Annotated in this window: 22 protein-coding genes; 10 read left to right on the top strand and 12 right to left on the bottom strand. The window is 58.7% G+C overall.

From position 1 onward, the window contains the following. Positions 1-126 precede the first annotated feature (126 nt). Genes ACU4F7_RS06630 through ACU4F7_RS06620 form a run of 3 tightly spaced genes read right to left on the bottom strand, consistent with a single transcriptional unit; the run spans position 127 to position 2,857 of the window. Complete coding sequence (locus tag ACU4F7_RS06630; RefSeq protein WP_481638293.1) at positions 127-1,122, bottom strand: DUF2891 domain-containing protein; 996 nt, start codon at positions 1,120-1,122, stop codon at positions 127-129. Between the two features lie 29 nt (positions 1,123-1,151). Next, positions 1,152-2,138 carry a DUF979 domain-containing protein gene (locus ACU4F7_RS06625; protein ID WP_024557145.1) on the bottom strand — a complete coding sequence of 329 codons (987 nt, stop codon included), beginning with the start codon at positions 2,136-2,138 and terminating at the stop codon, positions 1,152-1,154. After that, positions 2,135-2,857 (bottom strand): DUF969 domain-containing protein, encoded by a 723-nt coding sequence (locus tag ACU4F7_RS06620; protein WP_029592244.1) that lies wholly within the window; start codon positions 2,855-2,857, stop codon positions 2,135-2,137. The genes ACU4F7_RS06625 and ACU4F7_RS06620 overlap by 4 nt, the downstream gene beginning before the upstream one ends. Positions 2,858-3,125: 268 nt before the next feature. Here ACU4F7_RS06620 and ACU4F7_RS06615 point away from each other — a divergent pair, with 268 nt between their 5' ends. Further along, the gene (locus tag ACU4F7_RS06615) at positions 3,126-3,674 is read left to right on the top strand and encodes a winged helix DNA-binding protein (protein ID WP_029592243.1); all 549 of its coding nucleotides are present in this window, start codon (positions 3,126-3,128) and stop codon (positions 3,672-3,674) included. 45 nt (positions 3,675-3,719) lie between these two features. Here ACU4F7_RS06615 and pxpA read toward each other — a convergent pair whose 3' ends face one another. The 7 genes from pxpA to ACU4F7_RS06580 all read right to left on the bottom strand — a co-directional run bounded on the left by pxpA (position 3,720) and on the right by ACU4F7_RS06580 (position 9,745). Continuing rightward, positions 3,720-4,457: a 5-oxoprolinase subunit PxpA gene (pxpA, locus tag ACU4F7_RS06610; protein ID WP_481638704.1), complete on the bottom strand. Its 738-nt coding sequence runs from the start codon at positions 4,455-4,457 to the stop codon at positions 3,720-3,722. Then, complete coding sequence (pxpC, locus tag ACU4F7_RS06605; protein WP_024557149.1) at positions 4,447-5,379, bottom strand: 5-oxoprolinase subunit PxpC; 933 nt, start codon at positions 5,377-5,379, stop codon at positions 4,447-4,449. The genes pxpA and pxpC overlap by 11 nt, the downstream gene beginning before the upstream one ends. After that, entirely contained in the window at positions 5,373-6,029 is a 657-nt protein-coding gene (gene pxpB, locus ACU4F7_RS06600) for a 5-oxoprolinase subunit PxpB (RefSeq protein ID WP_024560876.1), read from the bottom strand. Before pxpB ends, pxpC begins: the two co-directional genes overlap by 7 nt. A gap of 12 nt (positions 6,030-6,041) precedes the next feature. Continuing rightward, positions 6,042-6,785 carry a type 2 GTP cyclohydrolase I gene (locus ACU4F7_RS06595; protein WP_481638703.1) on the bottom strand — a complete coding sequence of 248 codons (744 nt, stop codon included), beginning with the start codon at positions 6,783-6,785 and terminating at the stop codon, positions 6,042-6,044. Positions 6,786-6,795: 10 nt separating this feature from the next. Next, the gene (gene phrB, locus ACU4F7_RS06590) at positions 6,796-8,220 is read right to left on the bottom strand and encodes a deoxyribodipyrimidine photo-lyase (RefSeq protein ID WP_481638292.1); all 1,425 of its coding nucleotides are present in this window, start codon (positions 8,218-8,220) and stop codon (positions 6,796-6,798) included. A gap of 12 nt (positions 8,221-8,232) precedes the next feature. Next, on the bottom strand, positions 8,233-9,189 hold the full coding sequence (locus tag ACU4F7_RS06585) for a YbgA family protein (protein ID WP_481638291.1): 957 nt from the start codon (positions 9,187-9,189) through the stop codon (positions 8,233-8,235). Between the two features lie 349 nt (positions 9,190-9,538). Next, a complete protein-coding gene (locus tag ACU4F7_RS06580; RefSeq protein WP_029592238.1) occupies positions 9,539-9,745 on the bottom strand; it encodes a YbfA family protein in 207 nt (68 codons plus the stop codon). A 310-nt stretch (positions 9,746-10,055) separates the two neighbouring features. Between ACU4F7_RS06580 and kdpF the strand changes: the two genes are divergently transcribed. Genes kdpF through kdpE form a run of 6 tightly spaced genes read left to right on the top strand, consistent with a single transcriptional unit; the run spans position 10,056 to position 17,848 of the window. Then, positions 10,056-10,145 carry a K(+)-transporting ATPase subunit F gene (gene kdpF / locus ACU4F7_RS06575; RefSeq protein WP_071788469.1) on the top strand — a complete coding sequence of 30 codons (90 nt, stop codon included), beginning with the start codon at positions 10,056-10,058 and terminating at the stop codon, positions 10,143-10,145. Next, the gene (gene kdpA / locus ACU4F7_RS06570; RefSeq protein WP_029592237.1) at positions 10,145-11,827 is read left to right on the top strand and encodes a potassium-transporting ATPase subunit KdpA; all 1,683 of its coding nucleotides are present in this window, start codon (positions 10,145-10,147) and stop codon (positions 11,825-11,827) included. Before kdpF ends, kdpA begins: the two co-directional genes overlap by 1 nt. Before the next feature lie 20 nt (positions 11,828-11,847). After that, positions 11,848-13,896 (top strand): potassium-transporting ATPase subunit KdpB, encoded by a 2,049-nt coding sequence (gene kdpB / locus ACU4F7_RS06565; protein ID WP_481638290.1) that lies wholly within the window; start codon positions 11,848-11,850, stop codon positions 13,894-13,896. A 10-nt stretch (positions 13,897-13,906) separates the two neighbouring features. After that, entirely contained in the window at positions 13,907-14,479 is a 573-nt protein-coding gene (gene kdpC / locus ACU4F7_RS06560; RefSeq protein WP_481638289.1) for a potassium-transporting ATPase subunit KdpC, read from the top strand. Positions 14,480-14,489: 10 nt separating this feature from the next. Beyond that, entirely contained in the window at positions 14,490-17,174 is a 2,685-nt protein-coding gene (gene kdpD, locus ACU4F7_RS06555) for a two-component system sensor histidine kinase KdpD (RefSeq protein ID WP_481638288.1), read from the top strand. Further along, entirely contained in the window at positions 17,171-17,848 is a 678-nt protein-coding gene (gene kdpE, locus ACU4F7_RS06550; protein WP_481638287.1) for a two-component system response regulator KdpE, read from the top strand. Before kdpD ends, kdpE begins: the two co-directional genes overlap by 4 nt. Before the next feature lie 52 nt (positions 17,849-17,900). On the opposite strand, the gene pgm is transcribed toward kdpE, so the two are convergent. After that, the gene (pgm, locus tag ACU4F7_RS06545) at positions 17,901-19,541 is read right to left on the bottom strand and encodes a phosphoglucomutase (alpha-D-glucose-1,6-bisphosphate-dependent) (protein ID WP_029592232.1); all 1,641 of its coding nucleotides are present in this window, start codon (positions 19,539-19,541) and stop codon (positions 17,901-17,903) included. 24 nt (positions 19,542-19,565) lie between these two features. Further along, a complete protein-coding gene (seqA, locus tag ACU4F7_RS06540; RefSeq protein ID WP_029592231.1) occupies positions 19,566-20,108 on the bottom strand; it encodes a replication initiation negative regulator SeqA in 543 nt (180 codons plus the stop codon). 184 nt (positions 20,109-20,292) lie between these two features. Between seqA and ybfF the strand changes: the two genes are divergently transcribed. From ybfF to fldA, 3 genes are all read left to right on the top strand, one after another. Next, positions 20,293-21,060, top strand: a complete 768-nt coding sequence (ybfF, locus tag ACU4F7_RS06535; protein ID WP_481638286.1) for an esterase — start codon at positions 20,293-20,295, stop codon at positions 21,058-21,060. A gap of 129 nt (positions 21,061-21,189) precedes the next feature. Then, complete coding sequence (ybfE, locus tag ACU4F7_RS06530) at positions 21,190-21,471, top strand: LexA regulated protein (protein ID WP_024557162.1); 282 nt, start codon at positions 21,190-21,192, stop codon at positions 21,469-21,471. Between the two features lie 155 nt (positions 21,472-21,626). Beyond that, on the top strand, positions 21,627-22,157 hold the full coding sequence (gene fldA, locus ACU4F7_RS06525; RefSeq protein ID WP_481638285.1) for a flavodoxin FldA: 531 nt from the start codon (positions 21,627-21,629) through the stop codon (positions 22,155-22,157). Positions 22,158-22,342 lie beyond the last annotated feature (185 nt).

Here is a 22,342-nt window from a genome sequence, read left to right as displayed (position 1 = left end):
TCGTTTTACGTTTTATGCTCCTGCATAACCTTAGCCGTAAAACGCCGCGCATGCTTAACGGCCGATGCCGCTTCAGTATTTATCCCGCAAACAAAAACCGCCGTTGGCAGACGGCGGTTCAGGGCGTTACTCCAGCGCCAGCAGCGCGAAGCTTGCGAGCCAGTGTCCGCCGCTGTAGTGGCTTCCCACCACGTGTTCAACGCTCGCCGAAAGATGGCGCGCCACCGCCTCTTTTAACGCGGTCTGCGCCGCATGGTTTTCCGGCAACGCCTTCGCGATGTGCTTCATGCACCAGGCGCGGCTGAGGTTAAGTCCGTCAAGATGAGCGATTTTCGGATCGGTGCGATCGCTCACCTGCGCCGGGTTCATCAACGCCGAAACCGAGGCCGCCTGCGGCAGGAAAGCATCAAACCACGCCGGGAAGTTATCCGCCACCTTGCTCATCAGCAGCGCTTCGGTCAACGAGCCGGAAATATACTCATCGCCGCCCGGCTCGTAGTGCGCCGGATAGTGTGTATCGTGAAGATAATAACGATTAGCCGCGTCCAGTATGGCGCTTTCCAGAGCGTTGTCTTCCAGCGATCGCGCATAATCCAGCCCCAGCGCCAGCGCAAAAGCCGTGTTGTAATGCGTACCCACGCGTATCGGGTATGTCAGCTTACTAAGGTAATCCATAAGCCTCGCGCGAATATCCTGCGTGAGCGGCTCCAGCGTCTGATGCCAGCGTTCGGCCTGCGGCAGCGAAGCCTGCTTCAGCTCCTGGGCCAGCGCCAGCAGCCAGCCATAGCCATAGGGACGCTCAAACGAGGCGCGGAACGGCGCGGTAAAATAGGCCAGCTCCTGCGCCACGTTCTCGTCGGTAACGTGCTCGTCAAACAGGGCGATAATCTCCTCGCGGCACGACAGTTGCGGGTAAAGGCGCAAACAGCGCAGCAGCAGCCAGTAACCATGCACCGCCGAGTGCCAGTCAAAGCAGCCATAAAAAATGGGATGCAGTTCGCGGGGCGGCAATACGTCACCATCATCATTGAGCAAGTGCATAATGTGGTTCGGGTATTCCTGACGCAAATAGGTTAAAGGCATCCGGGCGAAGGCGTCAGCCTGATGTTGCGTTAATTCCATAACAGCTCCTTAGGTACACCGCGCCGCCCTTAGCGAAACACGAGGAAATACATTAACAAGACATTCACCGCCAGCAGCGGCAGCGCGGTGGGGATCTGAACTTTAATAACCTGATATTTATCCTTCAGCTCCAGCAGCGCCGCAGGGACGATATTAAAATTCGCCGCCATCGGCGTCATCAACGTGCCGCAATAGCCGGCATACATGCCAATCGCCAGCAGCGGAGCCGGGTCGCCATGATGGTGATGAATCAAAAACGGCAGGGCGATGCCGGCGCTTAATACCGGGAAAGCGGCGAAGGCGTTGCCCATAATCATGGTGAAGAGCGCCATGCCGATGCAGTAAATCACCACCAGCATGAAGCGGTTTTCCGGGTCGACGAACAGGCTCACCACTTTTTGCACCGAGTCGCCCGTGTTCGCCGCCACAAACACGCCGCCAAGCATAGCGAGCATCTGCGGCAGAATAATCGCCCAACCGATCGTATCCACCAGCCGGCGGGACTGGCGAATCGCATGCAGCGGCGTGCCGCGCGTCAGCCACCAGCCGGTCAGGATAGCGGCGATGCATGCCACGCTAAGCGCAGCGAGCGTCAGCTGTTTCTGGTCGAGCAGGAAAACGCCGCCGACCGCGACACCTTTCAGGAACAGCGTGCCCAGCACCGTCACGACAGGGATCATCAGCGCCGGCAAAAAGAGCCAGTTCTTCAGACGTTCAGACGAAGCGACGCGCTCAGGCTCGGTGGACATTTTGTAATGCCCCTTCCCGACCAGGCCAAAACCGGCCAGCAGGGCGATGACGATAACGCCGCCGCCGATAATCCGGTACGCCAGCGATTTACCAAGCTCCTGCACCATTAAATCGCCAAACAGGAAAATCCCGCCGAACAGAAACCAGAACAGCGCGGTGGTAAAGCGTTTCGGGTTGCCGCGGTCGCGCAGCGTCATCACTACCAGCAGCATAACGATAAAGCCGATGAGGTAATAAACGCGGTTGATGGTTATCAGCGTACTCATTGCGCTACCTCCTGCTTGCCCTGCTCCGCTTTCCAGGCCATCACGTCGCGGCGGATGCTGGCATCCAGACGCAACAGACGAATCATATGGATAATCAGCGCCGCGATAGCGGTAGGAATCGCCCACAGGCCGATGTGCAGCGGCTCAATGCCCGTAATGCCGTTCTCTTTCAGGAAAGCGTCAATCAGCAGCACCGCGCCGAACGCGATAAAAATATCTTCGCCAAAGAACACGGCGATATTGTCGCAGGCGGCGGCGTGGGCTTTGATTTTGTCGCGGATATGCTGCGGCAATTCGCCATATTCGTTAAGCGCCGCCCCTTCCGCCATCGGCGCCAGCAGCGGGCGCACGGTTTGCGCGTGACCGCCAAGCGACATCAAGCCCAGCGCCGCCGTCCCTTCGCGCGCCACAAAATAGAGCATCAAAATACGCGCCGAGGTTGCGCTGGCGATTTTCGCCACCCAGGCCTGAGCGCGCTCTTTGAGCCCGTAATACTCCAGCAGGCCAATGACCGGCAGGATCAAAATAAACGTTGCCAGCGAGCGGCTGTTAACAAACTTCTCGCCAAAGGTTTCCAGCAACATGCCGAAATCCATGCCGACCAGCAACCCCGTCGCCAGACCCGCGACCACCACGACCAGCAGCGGGTTGAAGCGCAGCGCAAAACCTATAACCACTATCGGTATCCCGATAAGCGGCAACAGTGTGGAACTGTCCATAAAACGTGACCCTATCTAAAGTGAGCGTTGCACGCCGAAGGCTATTTTTTTAATACTTCCCATCAGGGCGAAGCGTGTGGCATTGCGGCGAACGGTTGTTGTGTATGTACGACAGGTCCTGTGAATGCGCGAAACCTGCGCAGACCCTGAGTCAAAAAGCTATATCCGAACGCCCATAATATGTAAACAATTTATCAATAAAATGTTTTTATTTTATCCGTTCGGTTTTATATTTTTTGCTAATAATCACATTTATGTAAGGGAAGTTATGGCCCGGAAAACTGCTTCTGCATCAACGAATAACGACGATATCAGCGATGGTCGCATCGTCTCTTCCCGCCACCTGGTTTCGGAGCGCTGCGCGGAATTATCGGAGCTGGAATATGCGCTGATCATGACCAGCAACGCGTTTAACAAATGGATGGTGCGCTGTATGACCGCTGCGGGCGAACCCGATATGGGCGCGTTTGACGTCTCGCTCCTGCATCACGTTAACCACCGCAACCGCAAGAAAAAGCTCGCGGATATCTGTTTTGTGCTGAATGTAGAGGACACGCATGTCGTGACTTACGCGCTGAAAAAACTGGTTAAGGCAGGTTATGTGACCAGCGAAAAGGTGGGTAAAGAGCTCTATTTTTCTACCACCGAGGAGGGAAAAGCGTTGTGTATGCGATACCGGGATGTGCGCGAAGCCTGCCTTATCGCTATTCAGGTGGAAAGCGGCATACCGGGTTCTTCCATTGGCGATACGGCCCAGCTGCTGCGCACCATCTCTTCGCTTTATGATACCGCCGCGCGGGCTGCGGCTTCGCTTTGAGCACATGCCCGCCGCAAGCGACGGGCTTTTAGTGACCGGGCGTCTTTAACCCGCGCTGATCGCAATCTGGCGCTGTTCGAAAGCCTCGCGCAGCCGACGCGCAAACGCCAGCGCGTGCGCGCCGTCGCCGTGCAGGCAGACCGTCTGAGCGTTGACTTTCGCAAAACCGCCTTCCCGGCTCCGTACCTGGCCGTTGAGCACCATGTCAAGCGTACGCGCTACCGCCTCGTCGTCATCCTCAATCAGCGCGCCCGGCTCGCTGCGGGGCACCAGCGAACCATCCGCCAGATATCCCCGGTCTGCGAACACCTCTTCCCGGGTCGCCAGGCCATAATGCACGCCCGCGCGAATTAGCTCGCTGCCCGCAAGGCCCACCAGGATTAAGCGCGCATCCAGCGCTTTCACCGCGCGGGCAATGGCATCGGCCAGTAGCGGCTCCCGTGCCGCCTGGTTGTAAAGCATGCCATGGGGCTTCACATGCTTCATCACGCCTCCTTCGGCACGGGCGATAGCGGCTAAGGCGCCCGCCTGGTACAGCGTCTGGGCATAAACCGTTTCTGGCGGCAGCTGCATCGCCGTACGGCCGAAATTCTCGCGATCGGGAAAGGAAGGATGCGCGCCGATAGCGACATGATGCGCCAGCGCCAGCCGCACGCTTTCCCGCATCGTCTGTGCATCGCCCGCGTGAAAACCGCAGGCGATATTGGCCGAGGAGATAAGCGGCATCAGCGCGCCGTCATCGCCGCAGCCTTCACCGAGATCCGCGTTCAGGTCAATCTTCATCATTCAGTCGCCAGGCCAGTTGATCGAAATAACGCTGCTGATCTTCACGCGCCGCCAGCGCCTCCTCCAGTGTGCACTGCACGAAGTGAATCGGCTCGCCCAGGCGCAACTGCGCGAGTTTATAGAGATCCGCTTCAATAACGCACGCGATGCGCGGGTAGCCGCCGGTGGTCTGAGCGTCGTTCATCAGCACGATAGGTTGGCCGTTGTGCGGCACCTGCACCACGCCCGGCATCAGGCCATGAGAAGCCAGCTCGCGGTCGGTAGTGCGCGCCAGCGGCTGGCCGTTCAGCCGGTAACCCATGCGGTTGCTTTGCGGGCTGAGTTGCCATGGCGCGCGCCAGAACGCTTCCTGCGAAGCGTGTGAAAACTCGTGATACTCCGGCCCCGGCAGCGCACGGATACGGTTGCCCCAGAACAGCGGCTTCACGCCACGCGATTCGCGGAAATGGCGCGCGGAAGGCAGCTGCGCCAGTTCGTCGCCGTCGCGCAGCGGGCGTCCGTGAAAACCGCCGAAGCCCGCTTTGAGATCGGTGCTGTAGGAGTTCATCACTTTCGGCACATCCAGGCCGCCTGCCACCGCAAGGTAGCTGCGCATGCCATGCTGCGGGGATTTCAGCGTCAGCGTCTGGCCGGCTTTCGCCGCGATGCGCCAGCTTGTCCATACCGCATGCCCATCCAGTTGCGCCTCGCAGCCCGCGCCGGTTAAGGCAAACCAGCAATCTTCTGTAAACTGCACGCGAAATTGGCCGAGCGTTATCTCCAGCGCCGCGGCGTCCGGGTCATTGCCCACCAGAAGGTTGGCGATGCGCAGCGCGGGCGTATCCATGGCGCCGCTGCGGCTTACGCCGAACTGACGCCAGCCAAAGCGTCCGCTGTCCTGTACCGTCGTATGCATTCCGGCACGAAGTATGATTAACATACGCCCTCCTTTTGCGGCACGAAGCGCACGGTATCGCCGGGCATCAACAGCCCTGGCGGCTCCTGGGTGGGATCAAACAGCGCCTGCGGCGTGCGGCCGATTATTTGCCACCCGCCGGGCGTGGGCAGCGGATAGACGCCGGTCTGGTTGCCGCCGATGCCGACCGAGCCGGCCGGCACGCTCAGGCGCGGCTCCGCACGCCTGGGCGTAGCGAGCGCGGCAGGCAAGCCGCCAAGGTAAGGAAAACCTGGCTGGAAGCCGACAAAATAGACGACATACTCCCCGGCGGCGTGCTGTTCCACGACCTGCTTCTCGCTTAGCCCCGTGTGGCGCGCCACGTCGGCCAGATCCGGCCCCATGTCGCCGCCGTAAATCACCGGCAGGGTTACCTGCCGCGAAGGCGGGTCCATCGCTTCGCTCTCTTCCCACCAGCGTTGCAGGCGCTCAATGGCGTCCAGCGCCAGCGCTTTTGGCTCCCGCAACACAACGGTGATGTTATTCATGCCCGGAATGGTTTCCACCACCGAAGGGACATCGGCCAGACGCTGCGTCAGCCACCAGATACGGCGCTGGCTTTCCAGCGTGACGGGCGGCTCAAGCTCCAGCACTACCGCGCTTTCACCCAACAGATAACAACGTGCTCTTTGCACTTAAGCTCCCCTTTATGCCGGGTTCGGGATATCGATGAACGTCACATCGAGATCGGTTTCTTCCTGCAGCCACTCGCTCAGCGCGCGAATGCCGCCGCGTTCAGTGGCATGGTGACCTGCCGCATAGAAATGCAGCCCCTGTTCACGGGCGGAGTGAATAGTCTGTTCAGAAACCTCGCCCGTAATAAAAGCGTCCACGCCGAAACGCGCCGCCGCATCAATAAAGCTCTGACCGCCGCCGGTGCACCACGCCACGCGTTTGACCTGCGCAGGCCCGGTATCGCCGCACCAGAGCGGACGACGCCCGAGCCGCGCCTCAAGCCAGGAGGCGAATTCCAGCCCGGGCACCGCCATAGAAAGCTCGCCCCACAGCACCAGCGGCTCGATTTCGCCTTTCACTTCAATCCCCAGCAGACGCGCCAGCTGCACGTTATTCCCAAGCTCCGGATGCGCGTCCAGGGGCAGGTGCCAGCCGTAAAGGTTGATGTCATTAGCCAGCAGCGTTTTTAAGCGGTTGCGCTTCATGCCGCGAATGACCGGCGACTCGCCTTTCCAGAAATAGCCATGATGAACAATGACGGCGTCCGCCTGCTGGCGCACCGCCTCATCCAGCAGCGCCTGGCTTGCGGTCACGCCGGTGATGATTTTGCGGATCTCGTCGCGTCCTTCAACCTGCAGGCCGTTTGGCGCATAGTCGCTGAAGCCTGCGCTGTTGAGCTTCTGATTGATTAGCGTTTCCAGTTCGGTATTTTTCATCATCGTTCTCTTAATGCGTTTTCCGTGCAGCCTCGTAGGCCGCGAGCGTGGCGGCGCGAGCCGCTTTGTGATCGACAATCGGGCGCGGGTAATCAAGCCGCGCGCCCCGTTTCTCCGCCCATGCCCAGGGTTGATGCACCGCCTTGTCGGGAATATGGCGCAATTCCGGCAGCCAGCGGCGAATAAACTCGCCCTGCGCATCGAACTTCTCGCCCTGGGTCGTGGGGTTAAAAATGCGAAAATAAGGCGCGGCGTCGGTGCCCGTTGAGGCGGCCCACTGCCAACCGCCGTTGTTCGCGGCATAATCGCCATCAATAAGTTGCGTCATAAAATAACGCTCGCCCCGCCGCCAGTCGATAAGCAGATCTTTTACCAGAAAGCTGGCGGTTATCATCCGAAGCCGGTTGTGCATCCAGCCCGTTTCATTCATCTGGCGCATGGCGGCATCGACAATCGGATATCCCGTTTTGCCTTCGCACCAGGCCTGAAAGTGGTCGTCGTTTTGCTGCCAGCGCACCTTGTCCGTCCAGCCGATAAAGGGCTTGTGGCGGCTGAGCGTCGGCCAGGCGGTCAGCAGATGGCGATAGAAATCACGCCAGATAAGCTCGTTAAGCCACACCGCGCCGGGACCGCCTTCCAGCGCGCCTGGCTGTTCGGCCACCAGCCGGTGCAGGCACTGACGCGGCGAGAGCACGCCCAGCGCCAGCCAGGCGGATAACCGACTGGTGCCGTCGCGGTCCGGGAAATCACGCTCGTCGGGATAGCGCGCCGCCTTCTGCTGGCAGAAATGGCGCAGCCGCGCCAGCGCCGCCTGCTCGCCTGCCGGAAACAGCGTCTCATCAACCGCGTGTTGCGGATAATCAAATGGCTTTAGCGGCGAGACAGGGATGAGCGCCCCGCCTTCCCGCGCTTTCGGCGCGTGCACGCACTCCGGCAGGCCTTCCTGCAGGCGGCGAATAAACGCCCGGCTGAAAGGGGTGAAGACTTTGTACATCTCGCCGTTGCCGGTCGTAACGCTGCCTGGCGGCAACAGCACGCTGTCGTCAAACCCCTGACAGACCACTTCGCCCTCCAGACGTCGCTCCACTTGCCGATCGCGGCGATGCTCGTTCAGCTCATACTGGTAGTTATAGAAGAGCGCGTCGACCTGATGCTCCGCGCAAACCTGTTTTATTTCCTCTACAGACTCAGCAAAGGTGGCGACTTCCCGCACGTGCAACGGAATGCCCCGCTCCGCCAGGGCTGTCTGCAGCGCCTGAAGGTTCTGCCAGAGAAAAGCGGCCTGACGGGGCGCCATCGCGTGGTCTTGCCACTGCTGCGGCGTGGCGATGAACAGGCCAAGCACGGCGGCGTTTTTATCGCGGCAGGCGGCGGCCAGCGCCAGATTGTCGTGGATGCGCAGATCCGCGCGAAACCAGACCAGATGGGTGGTCATAACACTCCTGTTTTAATGGCCGTAACGCAGACGCAACGCTTCCGGATAGGGTTCGAAATAGCGCTGCTGGTCAAGATAGGCATCCGGGTATTCTGCCATATAATGTTTCAGCAATGTTACCGGTGCGAGCAGGGGCTGCGTTCCCTGGCGGTAGCGGTCGATAAGCTCGGCAAGCTCCTGGCGCTGACGTGCGTTGAGGTGCGGGCGGAAATAGCCCTGCACATGCATCAGCACATTGGTGTGGTTGCGGCGGGTCGCCTGATGCGACAACAAATCCATCAGCCGCTGGCGATACTCAACGAAATACGCCTCCAGGTTTTCCCACTTATCTATCGCGGCGACAAAACGCCCCAGTTCGCGGTATTGCGCCTGCGAATGCGCCAGCAGCAGCAATTTATAACGACTGTGGAAAGCGATAAGCCCGCCGCGGGTCAGCCCGTTTTTATGGAGTTCGTTAAGTTCAAACAGGGTATAGATGCGTTCGACAAAATTTTCCCGAATCAGCGGGTCGTGCAGTCGTCCATCTTCCTCCACTGGCAGCCAGGGGAATTTACGCATCAGGGCTTCGGTATAGATGCCGCGCCCGGCCTTACGGTTATTTTTTCCCTCTTCGTCATACACGCGTACCCGCTCCATACCGCAACTGGGGGATTTGGCGCAGACGATATAACCGCAAAGATGCTCAAAACGGGCGATGCGCTCCTCTGCGAAATCCTGCATCGCGGCGGTTAAGTCGCCTTCCCGCTTATCGCTAAAGCGTAGCGCGACGCCGCCTGCCGACAGCTTAACCAGCCGCAGCGCAGGACGCGGCACCGGCAGGCCGATAGCCATTTCCGGGCAAACAGGCTCAAAGCGCACCCACGGGGCCAGTTCATCGACGGCAAAAGTAAGCCGCTTATGCCCACCATCAAATCTTACGTTGTCCCCTAACAAACAGGCGCTGATGCCAACAGGGATTTTTTCACTCATAACCGCTCCTTACGCGCTACATCTTCCAATTGTAGCCAGGCCAAAAAGAAAAAGGCCGCCCGAGAGGGCAGCCTTAACGCTACTTGACCTGCGTGATGACGGAAAGCAAAAACGTATCGCCAGAAACAATAATATTTCCCTCTTCCACCGTCATCACACCATCAACAACGAGACGACAAGAGATTTTGCTTCATTACGCGGTCCCCCGCTGTTAACCGTTTCGCCTTCTTAGCGACAGTGATAACGCAGCGAATGGCGGCACACCAAGCCTGCGCTGTAAAAGACCGCCAACCCTTCGGCAATAAAAAAACCGCCTTTACGGCGGTTTTTTCGGCTGGTATTGACTGGCTTAGTAAAAGTCGCAGGCAGCCTGTTCAGATTGCGCCATCCAGACGGGTTTATCGCTGGTTTTCGCCCAGACGCGGTGCAGATAGCTGTAAAAACGAGCGCGATCTTTCCAGAACAGCATGACCGGCAACGCGAGCACGCCCGCAACAATCACCAGAGCGCGACGCAGGAAGATCCGATGCGCTGGAAATTCTTTATATAAAGACATAGGTTTCTCCCCTTTAAGTGACCCGGCGAAAAAGCGCCGAAAAGTGATAAGTGGTTAGCTGGTTAAAATAGTATCGTTTTGTTTGTAATTTTACTACTCCTCCGACCACTATTTCTGGCCTATGAGCGCGATATTTACATTTCTCCCGTAAATAAGTTACAAAACGGTTAAATAAATACTAACCCTTAGTTAAATAATGGTTTTTGCTTTTTTTATATTTTTTTTACACCCCGCCGCGTTTTTTTTGCGACATCTTTGCGCGCGAATTTCTAAGCTCACGCCATCCTGAATACCCCACTGGAGGTGGATTGTGAGTGCAGGCGTGATAGCTGGCGTGGTGCTGGTTTTCCTGTTGCTGGGCTACCTGGTGTATGCCCTGGTTAAAGCGGAGGCGTTCTGATGGCGGCTCCCGCTTTTTTACTTATCGCCAGTTTTCTGCTGGTGCTTCTGCTGCTGGCGAAACCGCTCGGCAGCGTGCTTGCGCGGTTCGTTGAAGACGGACCGCTGCCTGTCGTCGGCAAAGTGGAGAAATGGCTCTGGTCGTTTACCGGCGTGGGCAACGAAGAGATGAGCTGGAAGCGTTACCTGCTGGCCATTTTGCTCTTCAACACGCTGGGGCTAGTCGTGCTTTTCGCCATTCTGATGCTGCAAGGTTCGCTGCCGCTAAACCCGCAGCAGCTGCCTGGCTTAAGCTGGCATCTGGCGCTCAACACGGCCGTCAGTTTTGTGGCTAACACCAACTGGCAGTCTTACGCGGGCGAAAGCACGGTCAGCTATTTCAGCCAGATGGCCGGGCTGACGGTGCAAAATTTCCTCTCAGCCGCGACCGGCATCGCCGTGGTGTTTGCCCTTATCCGCGCCTTTGCCCGTCATTCCGTGACGACGCTTGGCAACGCGTGGAAAGACCTTACTCGCGTTACGCTCTGGGTATTGCTGCCGATATCGCTGGTTATCGCCCTGGTCTTTATCCAGCAGGGCGCCATTCAGAATTTTGCTGATTATCAGCCTTATACCTCGCTGGAAGGGGCGAAACAGCTGCTGCCGATGGGGCCTGTCGCTTCGCAGGAGGCTATCAAGATGCTCGGCACCAACGGCGGCGGTTTCTTTAACGCCAACTCTTCGCACCCTTTTGAAAACCCGACCGCGCTGACCAATTTCGTGCAGATGCTGGCGATTTTCCTCATCCCCGCCGCCTTGTGTTTCACCTTTGGCGAAGCGACCGGCGACGCTCGCCAGGGGCGCGCCATTCTCTGGTCGATGAGCATTATCTTCGTCGTCTGCGTCGCGGTGGTGATGTGGGCCGAAACCCAGGGCAACAGCCATTTCCTGACGCTCGGCGCGGATAGCGCCATTAACATGGAAGGTAAAGAGAGCCGCTTCGGCATTCTGGCGAGCAGCCTCTTTTCCGTGGTTACCACCGCGGCGTCCTGCGGCGCGGTCAATGCGATGCACGACTCCTTCACCGCGCTTGGCGGCATGATCCCGCTGTGGCTGATGCAGATTGGCGAAGTGGTCTTCGGCGGCGTGGGCTCCGGGCTTTACGGCATGCTGCTGTTCGTGCTGCTGGCGGTGTTTATCGCCGGGCTGATGATTGGCCGCACGCCGGAATACCTTGGCAAAAAAATCGACGTACGCGAAATGAAAATGACCGCGCTGGCTATCCTGGTTACGCCTGCGCTGGTGCTGCTCGGCACCGCGCTCGCCATGATGACCGACGCCGGACGCGCGGGCATCTATAACCCAGGCATCCACGGCTTTAGCGAAGTGCTTTACGCCGTCTCCTCCGGCGCCAACAACAACGGCAGCGCCTTTGCAGGCCTGAGCGCCAACACGCCGTTCTGGAACCTGCTGCTGGCGGTTTGCATGCTGCTGGGCCGTTTTCTGGTCATCATTCCGGTGATGGCGATAGCGGGCTCGCTGGTCGCGAAAAAAGCGCAGCCGGCGGGCGTCGGCACGTTGCCCACGCACGGCGCGCTCTTTATCGGCCTGTTGATCGGCACAGTTCTGTTGGTCGGCGCCCTGACCTTTATCCCCGCCCTCGCCTTAGGCCCGGTAGCGGAACACCTTTCTCTTGTGAAATGACCATTGCGGAGTCGCTATACATGAGTCGCAAGCAACTGGCGCTGTTTGAAGCATCCCTGCTTCGTCAGGCGCTGATGGATTCGTTCAAGAAACTGAGCCCACGCGTGCAGTGGCGTAACCCGGTGATGTTCATTGTCTGGCTTGGCAGCCTGCTGACCAGCGTACTCGCTGTCGCCATGGCCACAGGCCGCCTGCCCGGAGAGGCGCTGTTTACCGGTGCCATCAGCCTGTGGCTGTGGTTTACCGTGCTGTTCGCTAACTTCGCCGAAGCGCTGGCCGAAGGCCGCAGCAAAGCGCAGGCCAACAGCCTGAAGGGCGTAAAGAAAACGGCCTTCGCCCGTAAGCTGCGCGCGCCGCAGCATGATGCGCAGGTAGACCATGTTCCCGCCACGGATCTGCGTAAGGGAGATATCGTGCTGGTGGAAGCTGGCGACATTATCCCCTGCGACGGCGAAGTGATTGAAGGCGGCGCGTCGGTGGATGAAAGCGCCATTACCGGCGAATCCGCGCCGGTGATTCGCGAGTCGGGCGGCGACTTCGCCTCGGTGACCGGTGGTACGCGCATTCTTTCCGACTGGCTGGTTATCCAGTGCAGCGTCAACCCGGGCGAAACCTTCCTCGACCGGATGATAGCGATGGTGGAAAACGCAAAGCGCCGCAAAACGCCGAACGAAATCGCGCTGACCATTCTGCTGGTGGCGTTGACGATAGTCTTTCTGCTGGCGACCGCGACGCTTTGGCCATTCTCGCTGTACGGCGGCACGGCAGTCAGCGTGACAGTGCTGGTGGCGCTGCTGGTGTGCCTTATTCCCACGACTATCGGCGGGCTGCTGTCGGCTATCGGCGTCGCCGGGATGAGCCGCATGCTGGGGGCGAATGTTATTGCCACCAGCGGACGCGCAGTGGAAGCGGCGGGCGACGTGGATGTGCTGCTGCTTGATAAAACCGGCACCATTACGCTTGGCAACCGTCAGGCTTCCGCTTTCCTGCCTGCGCCTGGCGTAAACGAACAACAACTTGCCGATGCCGCGCAACTCGCATCGCTTGCTGACGAAACGCCGGAGGGCCGCAGCATTGTCGTGCTGGCGAAGCAGCGCTTTAATCTGCGCGAACGCGACGTGCAAAACCTGCACGCCACGTTTGTGCCCTTCACCGCCCAGACGCGCATGAGCGGCATCAATGTCGGCGACAGGATGATTCGCAAAGGGTCAGTCGACGCCATTTGCCGTCACGTCGAGGCCAACGGCGGCCACTTCCCGTCGCAGGTGGATACGCTGGTTGAAGAGATTGCACGCCAGGGCAGCACGCCGCTGGTGGTGGCCGAAGGGGCGCACGTGCTCGGCGTGATTGCGCTTAAAGATATCGTAAAAGGCGGCATTAAAGAGCGCTTCGCACAGCTGCGCAAAATGGGCATCAAAACGGTGATGATCACTGGCGATAACCGCCTCACCGCCGCCGCTATCGCCGCCGAGGCGGGCGTGGATGATTTTCTCTCGGAAGCGACGCCGGAAGCGAAGCTTGCGCTTATCCGTCAGTATCAGGCGGAAGGCCGGCTGGTGGCGATGACCGGCGACGGCACCAATGACGCCCCCGCGCTGGCGCAGGCGGACGTGGCGGTGGCGATGAACTCCGGCACCCAGGCGGCGAAGGAAGCGGGCAACATGGTGGATCTCGACTCCAACCCCACCAAACTTATTGAGGTGGTGCATATCGGCAAGCAGATGCTGATGACGCGCGGCTCGCTCACCACCTTCAGCATCGCCAACGACGTAGCGAAATATTTCGCTATTATTCCGGCGGCGTTTGCCGCCACGTATCCGCAGCTTAACGCGCTGAACGTGATGCATCTGCACTCCCCCGCTTCGGCCATCCTGAGCGCGGTCATTTTCAACGCGCTCATCATTATTTTTCTTATCCCGCTGGCGCTGAAGGGCGTGAGCTACAAACCGCTGAGCGCTGCCGCCATGCTGCGCCGCAACCTGTGGATATACGGGCTGGGCGGGCTGGTCGTGCCCTTTATCGGCATCAAAGCTATCGATCTGCTGCTCACCCTGTTTGGTTTAGTCTGAGGAAATAGTTATGACGATGTTACGTCCCGCCATTATGCTGCTGCTGTTGCTGACGCTGATTACCGGTGGCCTCTATCCGCTCGTCACTACCGTCCTCGGGCAGTGGTGGTTTAACGCGCAGGCGAATGGCTCGCTCATCGAGCAAGCGGGAGAAATCCGCGGCTCGCGGCTTATCGGTCAGGCGTTTAGCGAAGCGAAATATTTCCAGGGCCGCCCCTCCGCCACTGCCGAAGCGCCGTATAATCCCATGGCGTCCGGCGGCAGCAACCTCGCGGGCAGCAATCCGGAGCTCGATAAACAGGTGCAGGAGCGAGTGGCGGCATTACGCGCCGCTAACCCGCAAGCGACGCCCGTAGTGCCGGTGGAGCTGGTGACCGCCTCCGCAAGCGGCCTGGATTATGGTATTTCGCCGCAGGCCGCCGCCTGGCAGATCCCGCGCGTCGCCCGCGCCCGCCAGCTTTCCGTTGAACAGCTAGCGCAACTGGTGGCGCAAAACACGCAAACGCCAATGCCGGGTTTTATCGGCCAGCCGGTAGTGAATGTGGTGCAGCTCAACCTCGCGCTGGATGCGCTGCAAAAATAAAGGAAGGGATATGACCGAAGAACCGACGCGTCCGGACCCGGATCGCCTGTTAAGCCAGGCGAGCGACAGAACGCGGGGCAAACTCAAAATCTTCTTCGGCGCCTGCGCGGGCGTGGGCAAAACCTACGCCATGCTCCAGGAAGCCCAGCGCCTGCGCCAGCAGGGGCTGGACATCCTGGTGGGCGTAGTGGAAACCCATGGCCGCCAGGAAACGGCGGCCCTCCTTAAGGGGCTGGCTATCCAGCCCCTTAAGCGTATTCAGCACCGCAGCCGCACCGTGCAGGAGTTTGATCTCGACGCCGCGCTGGCGCGCCGTCCGGCGTTGATCCTGATGGACGAACTGGCGCACAGCAACGCGCCGGGCTCCCGTCACCCCAAGCGCTGGCAGGATGTGGATGAGTTGCTCAACGCTGGTATCGACGTTTTCACCACCGTTAACGTCCAGCATCTGGAAAGCCTGAACGACGTGGTGGGCGGGGTAACCGGCATTCAGGTGCGCGAAACGGTGCCCGATCCTTTCTTTGACGCCGCCGACGAAGTGGTGCTGGTGGACCTCCCTCCCGATGATCTGCGCCAGCGCCTGCATGAAGGCAAAGTTTACATCGCAGGCCAGGCGGAGCGCGCCATTGAGCATTTCTTTCGCAAAGGCAATCTGATCGCGCTGCGCGAGCTGGCGCTGCGGCGTACTGCCGATCGGGTGGACGAGCAGATGCGCGTCTGGCGCGATAATCAGGGGCTGGAAAAGGTCTGGCATACGCGCGACGCTATTTTGCTTTGCATTGGCCACGGCAGCGGCAACGAGAAGCTGGTGCGCACCGCCGCACGCCTCGCCGCCAGGCTCGGCAGCGCCTGGCACGCCGTCTATGTGGAAACGCCGCGGCTGCATCGCCTGCCGGAAAAATCCCGACGCGCCATCTTAAGCGCGCTGCGCCTTGCCCAGGAGCTGGGCGCGGAAACCGCCACGCTTGCGGAATCGGAGGAAGAGAAAGCGCTACTGCGCTACGCGCGGGAACATAACCTTGGCAAAATTATCATCGGCAGGCGCAATCGCCGCCGCTGGTGGAACCATGAAACCTTCGCCGAACGGCTGGCGCGCCATGCGCCGGACCTCGACTTGCTTATCGTCGCGCTCGATGACAAGCCTCTCGCCAGCGAGCCTAAAGCCTCTGACGCGCGGCCCTTTACAGAAAAGTGGCGCATACAAATTCGCGGCTGTCTCGTCGCCCTGCTGCTTTGCGCCTTAATCACGCTGGTGGCGAATCAGTGGCTTTCGGCCTTTGACGCTGCCAACCTGGTGATGGTCTATCTGCTGGGCGTGGTCGTGGTCGCCCTCTTCTACGGGCGCTGGCCGTCCGTACTGGCGACGGTGATTAACGTCATCAGCTTCGATCTCTTTTTCATCGCCCCGCGCGGCACGCTGGCGGTCTCCGACGTGCAGTATCTGCTCACCTTCGCGGTGATGCTCACCGTCGGGCTGGTTATCGGCAACCTGACCGCGGGCGTGCGCTACCAGGCGCGAATAGCGCGTTATCGGGAGCAGCGCACGCGCCATCTTTATGAAATGTCGAAAGCGCTGGCGGTGGGCCGTTCGGCGCAGGATATCGCCGTGACCAGCGAGCGCTTTATCGACTCCACGTTTCATGCCCGCAGCCTGATGCTGCTGCCCGATGAGCACGGTAAATTGCTGCCGCCCGTCGATACCGCCAGCATCAGCGCATGGGATGAGGCCATCGCCCGCTGGAGTTTCGACAACGGCCAGCCGGCAGGTGCCGGCACCGACACGCTGCCCGGCGTGCCGTATCAGATCCTGCCGCTGCGCACCGCGCACAAAACACACGGCCTGCTGATTGTCGAACCTTCGAGCCTGCGCCAGTTGATGATCCCGGAGCAGCAGCGTTTGCTGGAGACCTTCACCCTGCTTATCGCCAGCGCGCTTGAGCGGCTGTGGCTGACTAAAAGCGAGGAGCAGGCGCGCATGGCGAGCGAGCATGAGCAACTGCGTAACTCGCTGCTGGCGGCGCTTTCTCATGATTTACGCACGCCGCTTACCGTACTTTTCGGCCAGGCGGAGATCCTGACGCTCGACCTCGCCTCCGAAGGCTCAAAGCATGCCCTGCAGGCCAGCGCTATTCGCCAGCATGTGCTGAACACCACGCGGCTGGTGAATAACTTGCTGGATATGGCGCGCATTCAGTCCGGCGGCTTTAATCTGCGCAAAGAGTGGTTGACGCTTGAGGAAGTGGTCGGCAGCGCGCTGAAAATGCTGGAGCCAGGCCTTGGCGGTCGTCACATTGAACTCGCGTTGCCGGACCCGCTGATGTTGATTTACGTCGACGGCGCCTTGCTTGAGCGCGTGCTGATTAATTTGCTGGAAAACGCCGTGAAATATGCGGGTTCAGGGGCGCACATCGGCGTGCGGGCCAGCCGTCGGGACGAGCAGCTGGAGCTGGAAGTCTGGGACAGCGGGCCGGGGATCCCGCCGGGTCAGGAAGCGGCGATTTTCGCGAAATTTACGCGCGGCAATAAAGAATCCGCCATTCCCGGCGTGGGGCTCGGTCTCGCTATTTGTCAGGCTATAGTTGAGGTGCACGGCGGCATCATTTACGCTAAAAACCGCCCTGAAGGCGGCGCAAGCTTCCACATCGTGCTGCCGCAGCAGCGCCCCCCTGAGCTGGATATTCACGAGGACATGTGATTAGCGTACTGATTGTCGAAGATGAGAAAGAGATCCGCCGCTTTCTGCGCGCCGCGCTGGAAAGCGAAGGTCTGCGCGTTCATGAAGCGGAAACGCTGCAGCGCGGGCTGATTGAGGCCGCGACCCGCAAGCCGGATCTGGTCATACTCGACCTTGGCTTGCCCGACGGCGACGGGCTGGATTTTATCCGCGACTTTCGCCAGTGGAACCAGCGCCCGGTGATTGTGTTGTCAGCGCGCAGCGAAGAGGAAGATAAAATCGCCGCGCTGGATGCCGGGGCGGATGACTATCTGAGCAAACCGTTCGGCATCGGCGAGCTGCAGGCGCGGCTGCGCGTGGCGCTACGCCGCCATGGCAGCTCAACCGCGGACGATCCGGCTTATCACTTTTCCGATATTCATGTCGATCTCGCTACACGGCGCATTCTGCGCGGCGAAGAAGAAATTCACCTGACGCCCATCGAGTTTCGCCTGCTGGCGGTGCTGCTGAATAATCACGGCAAGGTGCTGACGCAGCGGCAGCTTTTAAGCCAGGTCTGGGGGCCGAATGCCGTGGAGCATAGCCACTATTTGCGCATCTATATGGGCCACCTGCGCCAGAAACTGGAAAGCGATCCGGCGCGTCCGCGCCATCTGCTGACAGAAACGGGGATTGGCTACCGCTTTATGCTGTAACGCGGACATAAAAAAGGGAGCGACAAGCGCTCCCTTTTTTTTATTCAACCCATCAGGCGTTTTTCAACACTTCGCTGACGATCTCCACCGCTTCTTTCTCAATCTGCTTACGGTGTTCCGCGCCGAGGAAGCTTTCACAATAGATTTTGTAAGCGTCTTCCGTGCCTGACGGACGCGCGGCAAACCAGCCGTTGTCAGTCATGACTTTCAGCCCGCCAATGGAAGCGCCGTTGCCCGGCGCGGCGGTCAGGCGCGCGGTGATAGGGTCGCCCGCCAGCTGGCTTGCGCTGACCATTTCCGGCGACAGCTTAGAAAGCGCCGCTTTTTGCGCGGACGTGGCGGAAGCCTGCAGACGGTTATAGCTCGGCGCGCCGAAGCGTTCAGCCAGCTCATCGTAATGCTGCTGCGGGTTTTTGCCGGTGACGGCGGTGATTTCCGCCGCCAGCAGGCACATGATGATGCCGTCTTTATCGGTGGACCACGGCGTGCCGTCAAAACGCAGGAAGGAGGCGCCCGCGCTCTCTTCGCCGCCGAAGCCAAAGCTGCCGTCGTAAAGGCCATCAACGAACCATTTAAAGCCTACCGGCACTTCCACCAGCTTACGGCCGAGATCGTTCACCACGCGGTCAATCATCGCGGATGAGACCAGCGTTTTACCGACAGCCACCTCGTTGCCCCACTGCGGACGATGCTGGAACAGATAGTTAATGGCGACCGCCAGATAGTGGTTCGGGTTCATCAGCCCCGCCGGGGTGACAATGCCGTGACGGTCGTAATCCGGGTCGTTGGCAAAGGCCAGATCGAACTTATCACGCAGCGCCAGCAGGCCCGCCATCGCAGACTCAGAGGAGCAGTCCATACGGATAACGCCATCTTTATCAAGGTGCATAAAGCGGAAAGTCTGATCGACCTGATCGTTAACAATGGTCAGATCCAGCTTGTAGTGCTCCGCAATACGCTTCCAGTATTCGATACCGGAGCCGCCAAGCGGGTCAACGCCGAGCTTCAGGCCCGCTTTCTGGATAGCCGCCATATCGACGATATCCGCCAACCCTTCGACAAACGGCTGCACCAGGTCTTTTTCCTGAATGCGGCCGCTGGCCCAGGCCTGGTCAAGCGGCAGGCGTTTAACCTCTTTCAGGCCGTTCGCCAGCAGCGCGTTTGCACGATCTTCCACGACTTTGGTTACGTTAGTATCCGCCGGGCCGCCGTTCGGCGGATTGTATTTGATACCGCCATCTTCCGGCGGGTTGTGAGAAGGAGTAATGACAATGCCGTCCGCCTGAGCGCCGCCATTTTTGTTGTGGACCAGGATAGCGTTAGAAACCGCAGGCGTTGGCGTGTAACCATTATTTTCCTGCACGATGATATCGACGCCGTTCGCGGACAAAACTTCCAGCACAGAGATAAAGGCGGGCTCAGAGAGCGCATGGGTGTCTTTACCCACATAGCAAGGGCCGGTAATACCGTTTTTGGCGCGCTCTTCGGCGATGGCCTGGGCGATAGCCAGAATGTGCTGCTCGTTAAAGCTGTGACGTCCCGCGCTGCCGCGATGACCGGAGGTCCCGAACTTCACCGCGTGCTCAGCGTTGCCGACTTCCGGCTTCAATACGTAGTACTGCGCGGTAAGCTGCGCGACGTTAATCAAATCACTTTGTTGCGCGGGTTGACCCGCACGGTTATGCATTGCCATGGCCTGATCCTTCTGACGCTTGTGTTAGATGGTGCCGCAAACCTTTTCAATTAATTCCGCCGGGAACTGCATGGTCTGCATGATATGTTCGATCATGCTGCATTTGCGGCCCGTATTCGTATTAGTAATAACCCAGTATGGCGTGCCCGGAACATGTTTGGGCTTGGTCTGGTTGCCGCTTTGCAGCAGCGTTTGCTCGTCACCGGCGAAATAGACGCGGGTGCGGCCATGCAGCGACTCGGTGGCTTCGGCAAACGCTTTTGCATCCAGTGAATAGAGTGTAGACAGCACCAGCATGAAACGATTGACCGCTCGCTTCTGTTCTGCGTATTCGTCCGATAAAAGCAGCTCTCGCATAGCGCGAACGCGGTCTTTGGCAGGGTTCGCCGGCTTTTCGGCAACGGCTGCGTTGACAGGCGCGCTCTCTTTCGCCTGAGCGGCAGCGGCTTGCGAGCCGGCGGCGACTTTCAGCATGCGCCGTAAAATGTCGGACGCGCTTTCGCCAATGTGCTGAGTGTGGCTGGCAATGTAGCGATACAGCTCGTCATCAACTTCAATCGTTTTCATCTTAATCCAGTGCAATATCTTTTCTGAATACAAGTCGTTGGGATTATAGAAGTAAAACCCAACAGCGGATAGCGTCACACCTGGAGGGGCGGCAAAAGTCGGAATTAACTGGCTCCTTGCAGCCGGACGGCAGAATGGTCAACATGATACCCTAACCTTTCAGATGCAAAAAAAGAACTTTGCCATGAAATTGAATACCCGAATGCAATCTGCGCAACAACCGAATAACAATTCGCCTGTCGTTTTGATTCACGGCCTGTTTGGCAGTCTGGATAACCTCGGCGTGCTGGCTCGCGATCTGGTGAAAGATCGCGACGTGCTGCAGGTCGATATGCGTAACCACGGTCTTTCGCCGCGTAGCGATGAGATGACGTATCCCGCTATGGCGCAGGATATTGTGGAAACCCTGGATGCCCACCAGCTTGATAACGCGGTTCTTATCGGGCACTCCATGGGCGGCAAAGCGGCAATGGCCGTGACCGCGCTGATACCGGAGCGCATCGTCAAACTGGTGGCGATTGATATCGCGCCTGTCGACTATCAGGTACGACGTCACGATGAAATTTTCGCCGCCATCCGCGCGGTAAGCGACGCGGGCGCCGCGACGCGCCAGCAGGCGGCCGCCATTATGCGCGAGTACCTCTCTGAAGAGGGCGTCGTTCAGTTTCTGCTGAAATCTTTCGCTGACGGTGAATGGCGTTTCAATGTGCCGACGCTTTGGGAGCAGTATGCCCACATTGTTGGCTGGCAGGAGGTGCCGGCGTGGCATGGCCCTTCGCTGTTTATCGCTGGCGGCGCTTCGCCTTACGTACAGGAAAAGCACCGCGAGGCCTTGCTTAAGCAGTTCCCTGCGGCACGAGCGCATGTCATTGCCGGCGCCGGGCACTGGGTGCATGCCGAAAAGCCCGAAGCCGTATTGCGCGCCATTCGTCGCTTCCTGGAAACTGATTAAAAACAAGGCGACTGGCGCTAACATGCCGCTAACGCGTTGGCGCGCCTCGTTCCCTGATGTATGATGGCGCGCTGAATGACACCCGGGCATCCGCTCCGGCAGCCTGTTTCCCCTGTCAGTAGTCAAATCATGGCCAAAGAACAAACGGACCGTACGACATTAGATCTGTTCGCGGACGAGCGTCGCCCGGGTCGCCCGAAAACCAATCCGCTGTCGCGTGACGAACAGTTGCGCATCAACAAACGGAACCAGCTCAAGCGCGACAAAGTTCGCGGGCTTAAACGCGTAGAGTTAAAACTTAACGCGGAAGCGGTTGACGCCCTGACGCAACTGGCGCAGGCGCGCAACATGAGTCGCAGCGAATTGATCGAAGAAATTTTGCTGGCACAACTCAAGGCGCTGAATAGCTGAGCCCTTAAGACCCTTTTTCTTGTATGGAAATGTGTCAGAGTGTGCACCCCACCGTGATAGCAGTTTCCGCCCTCTTCTCTGTTCTGCTATGATTGCCCTATCTGTGGGCATTTTGCCACTACCATATCATTAGGATTCAAGAGGTTATTTTTCTCATGGCAATCGTAGGCATTTTTTTCGGCAGCGACACCGGCAACACCGAAAATATCGCAAAAGTTATTCAGAAACAGCTCGGGAAAGACGTTGCTGAAGTGCACGATATTGCCAAGAGCAGCAAAGAAGATCTGGAAGGTTTCGATATCCTGCTGCTTGGCATCCCGACCTGGTACTACGGCGAAGCGCAGTGCGACTGGGATGATTTCTTCCCGACCCTTGAAGAGATTGACTTCAATGGCAAGCTGGTCGCGCTCTTCGGCTGCGGCGATCAGGAAGACTACGCGGAATATTTCTGCGATGCGCTCGGCACCATTCGCGACATTATTGAACCGCGCGGCGCCACTATTGTGGGTCACTGGCCGACGGAAGGTTACCACTTTGAAGCCTCTAAAGGTCTTGCCGATGACAATCACTTTGTTGGCCTTGCCATTGATGAAGATCGTCAGCCCGAACTGACCGCTGAACGCGTCGAAAAATGGGTTAAGCAAGTTTCTGAAGAACTGCACCTGCAGGAAATCATTAACGCCTAATCGTGAAACGGCGATAAATGTATTTTTTATCGCCGTTTTCACTTCATTGATAGATAAAAGCGATAAAAATGATTGCTACAAATTTTTAACTTTTATCCGCATATCTGTACAATACCCTTCAGGATTATCGGGTAACGAGACGGCAAGCGCCGCGCTCGCCACGTTTTGAAAAGCACTATTGCTGG

The organism is Franconibacter pulveris (genome assembly GCF_056780215.1).
Note: the sequence above shows the minus strand (reverse complement) of the source record. Positions and strands in the feature narration are given on the sequence as shown.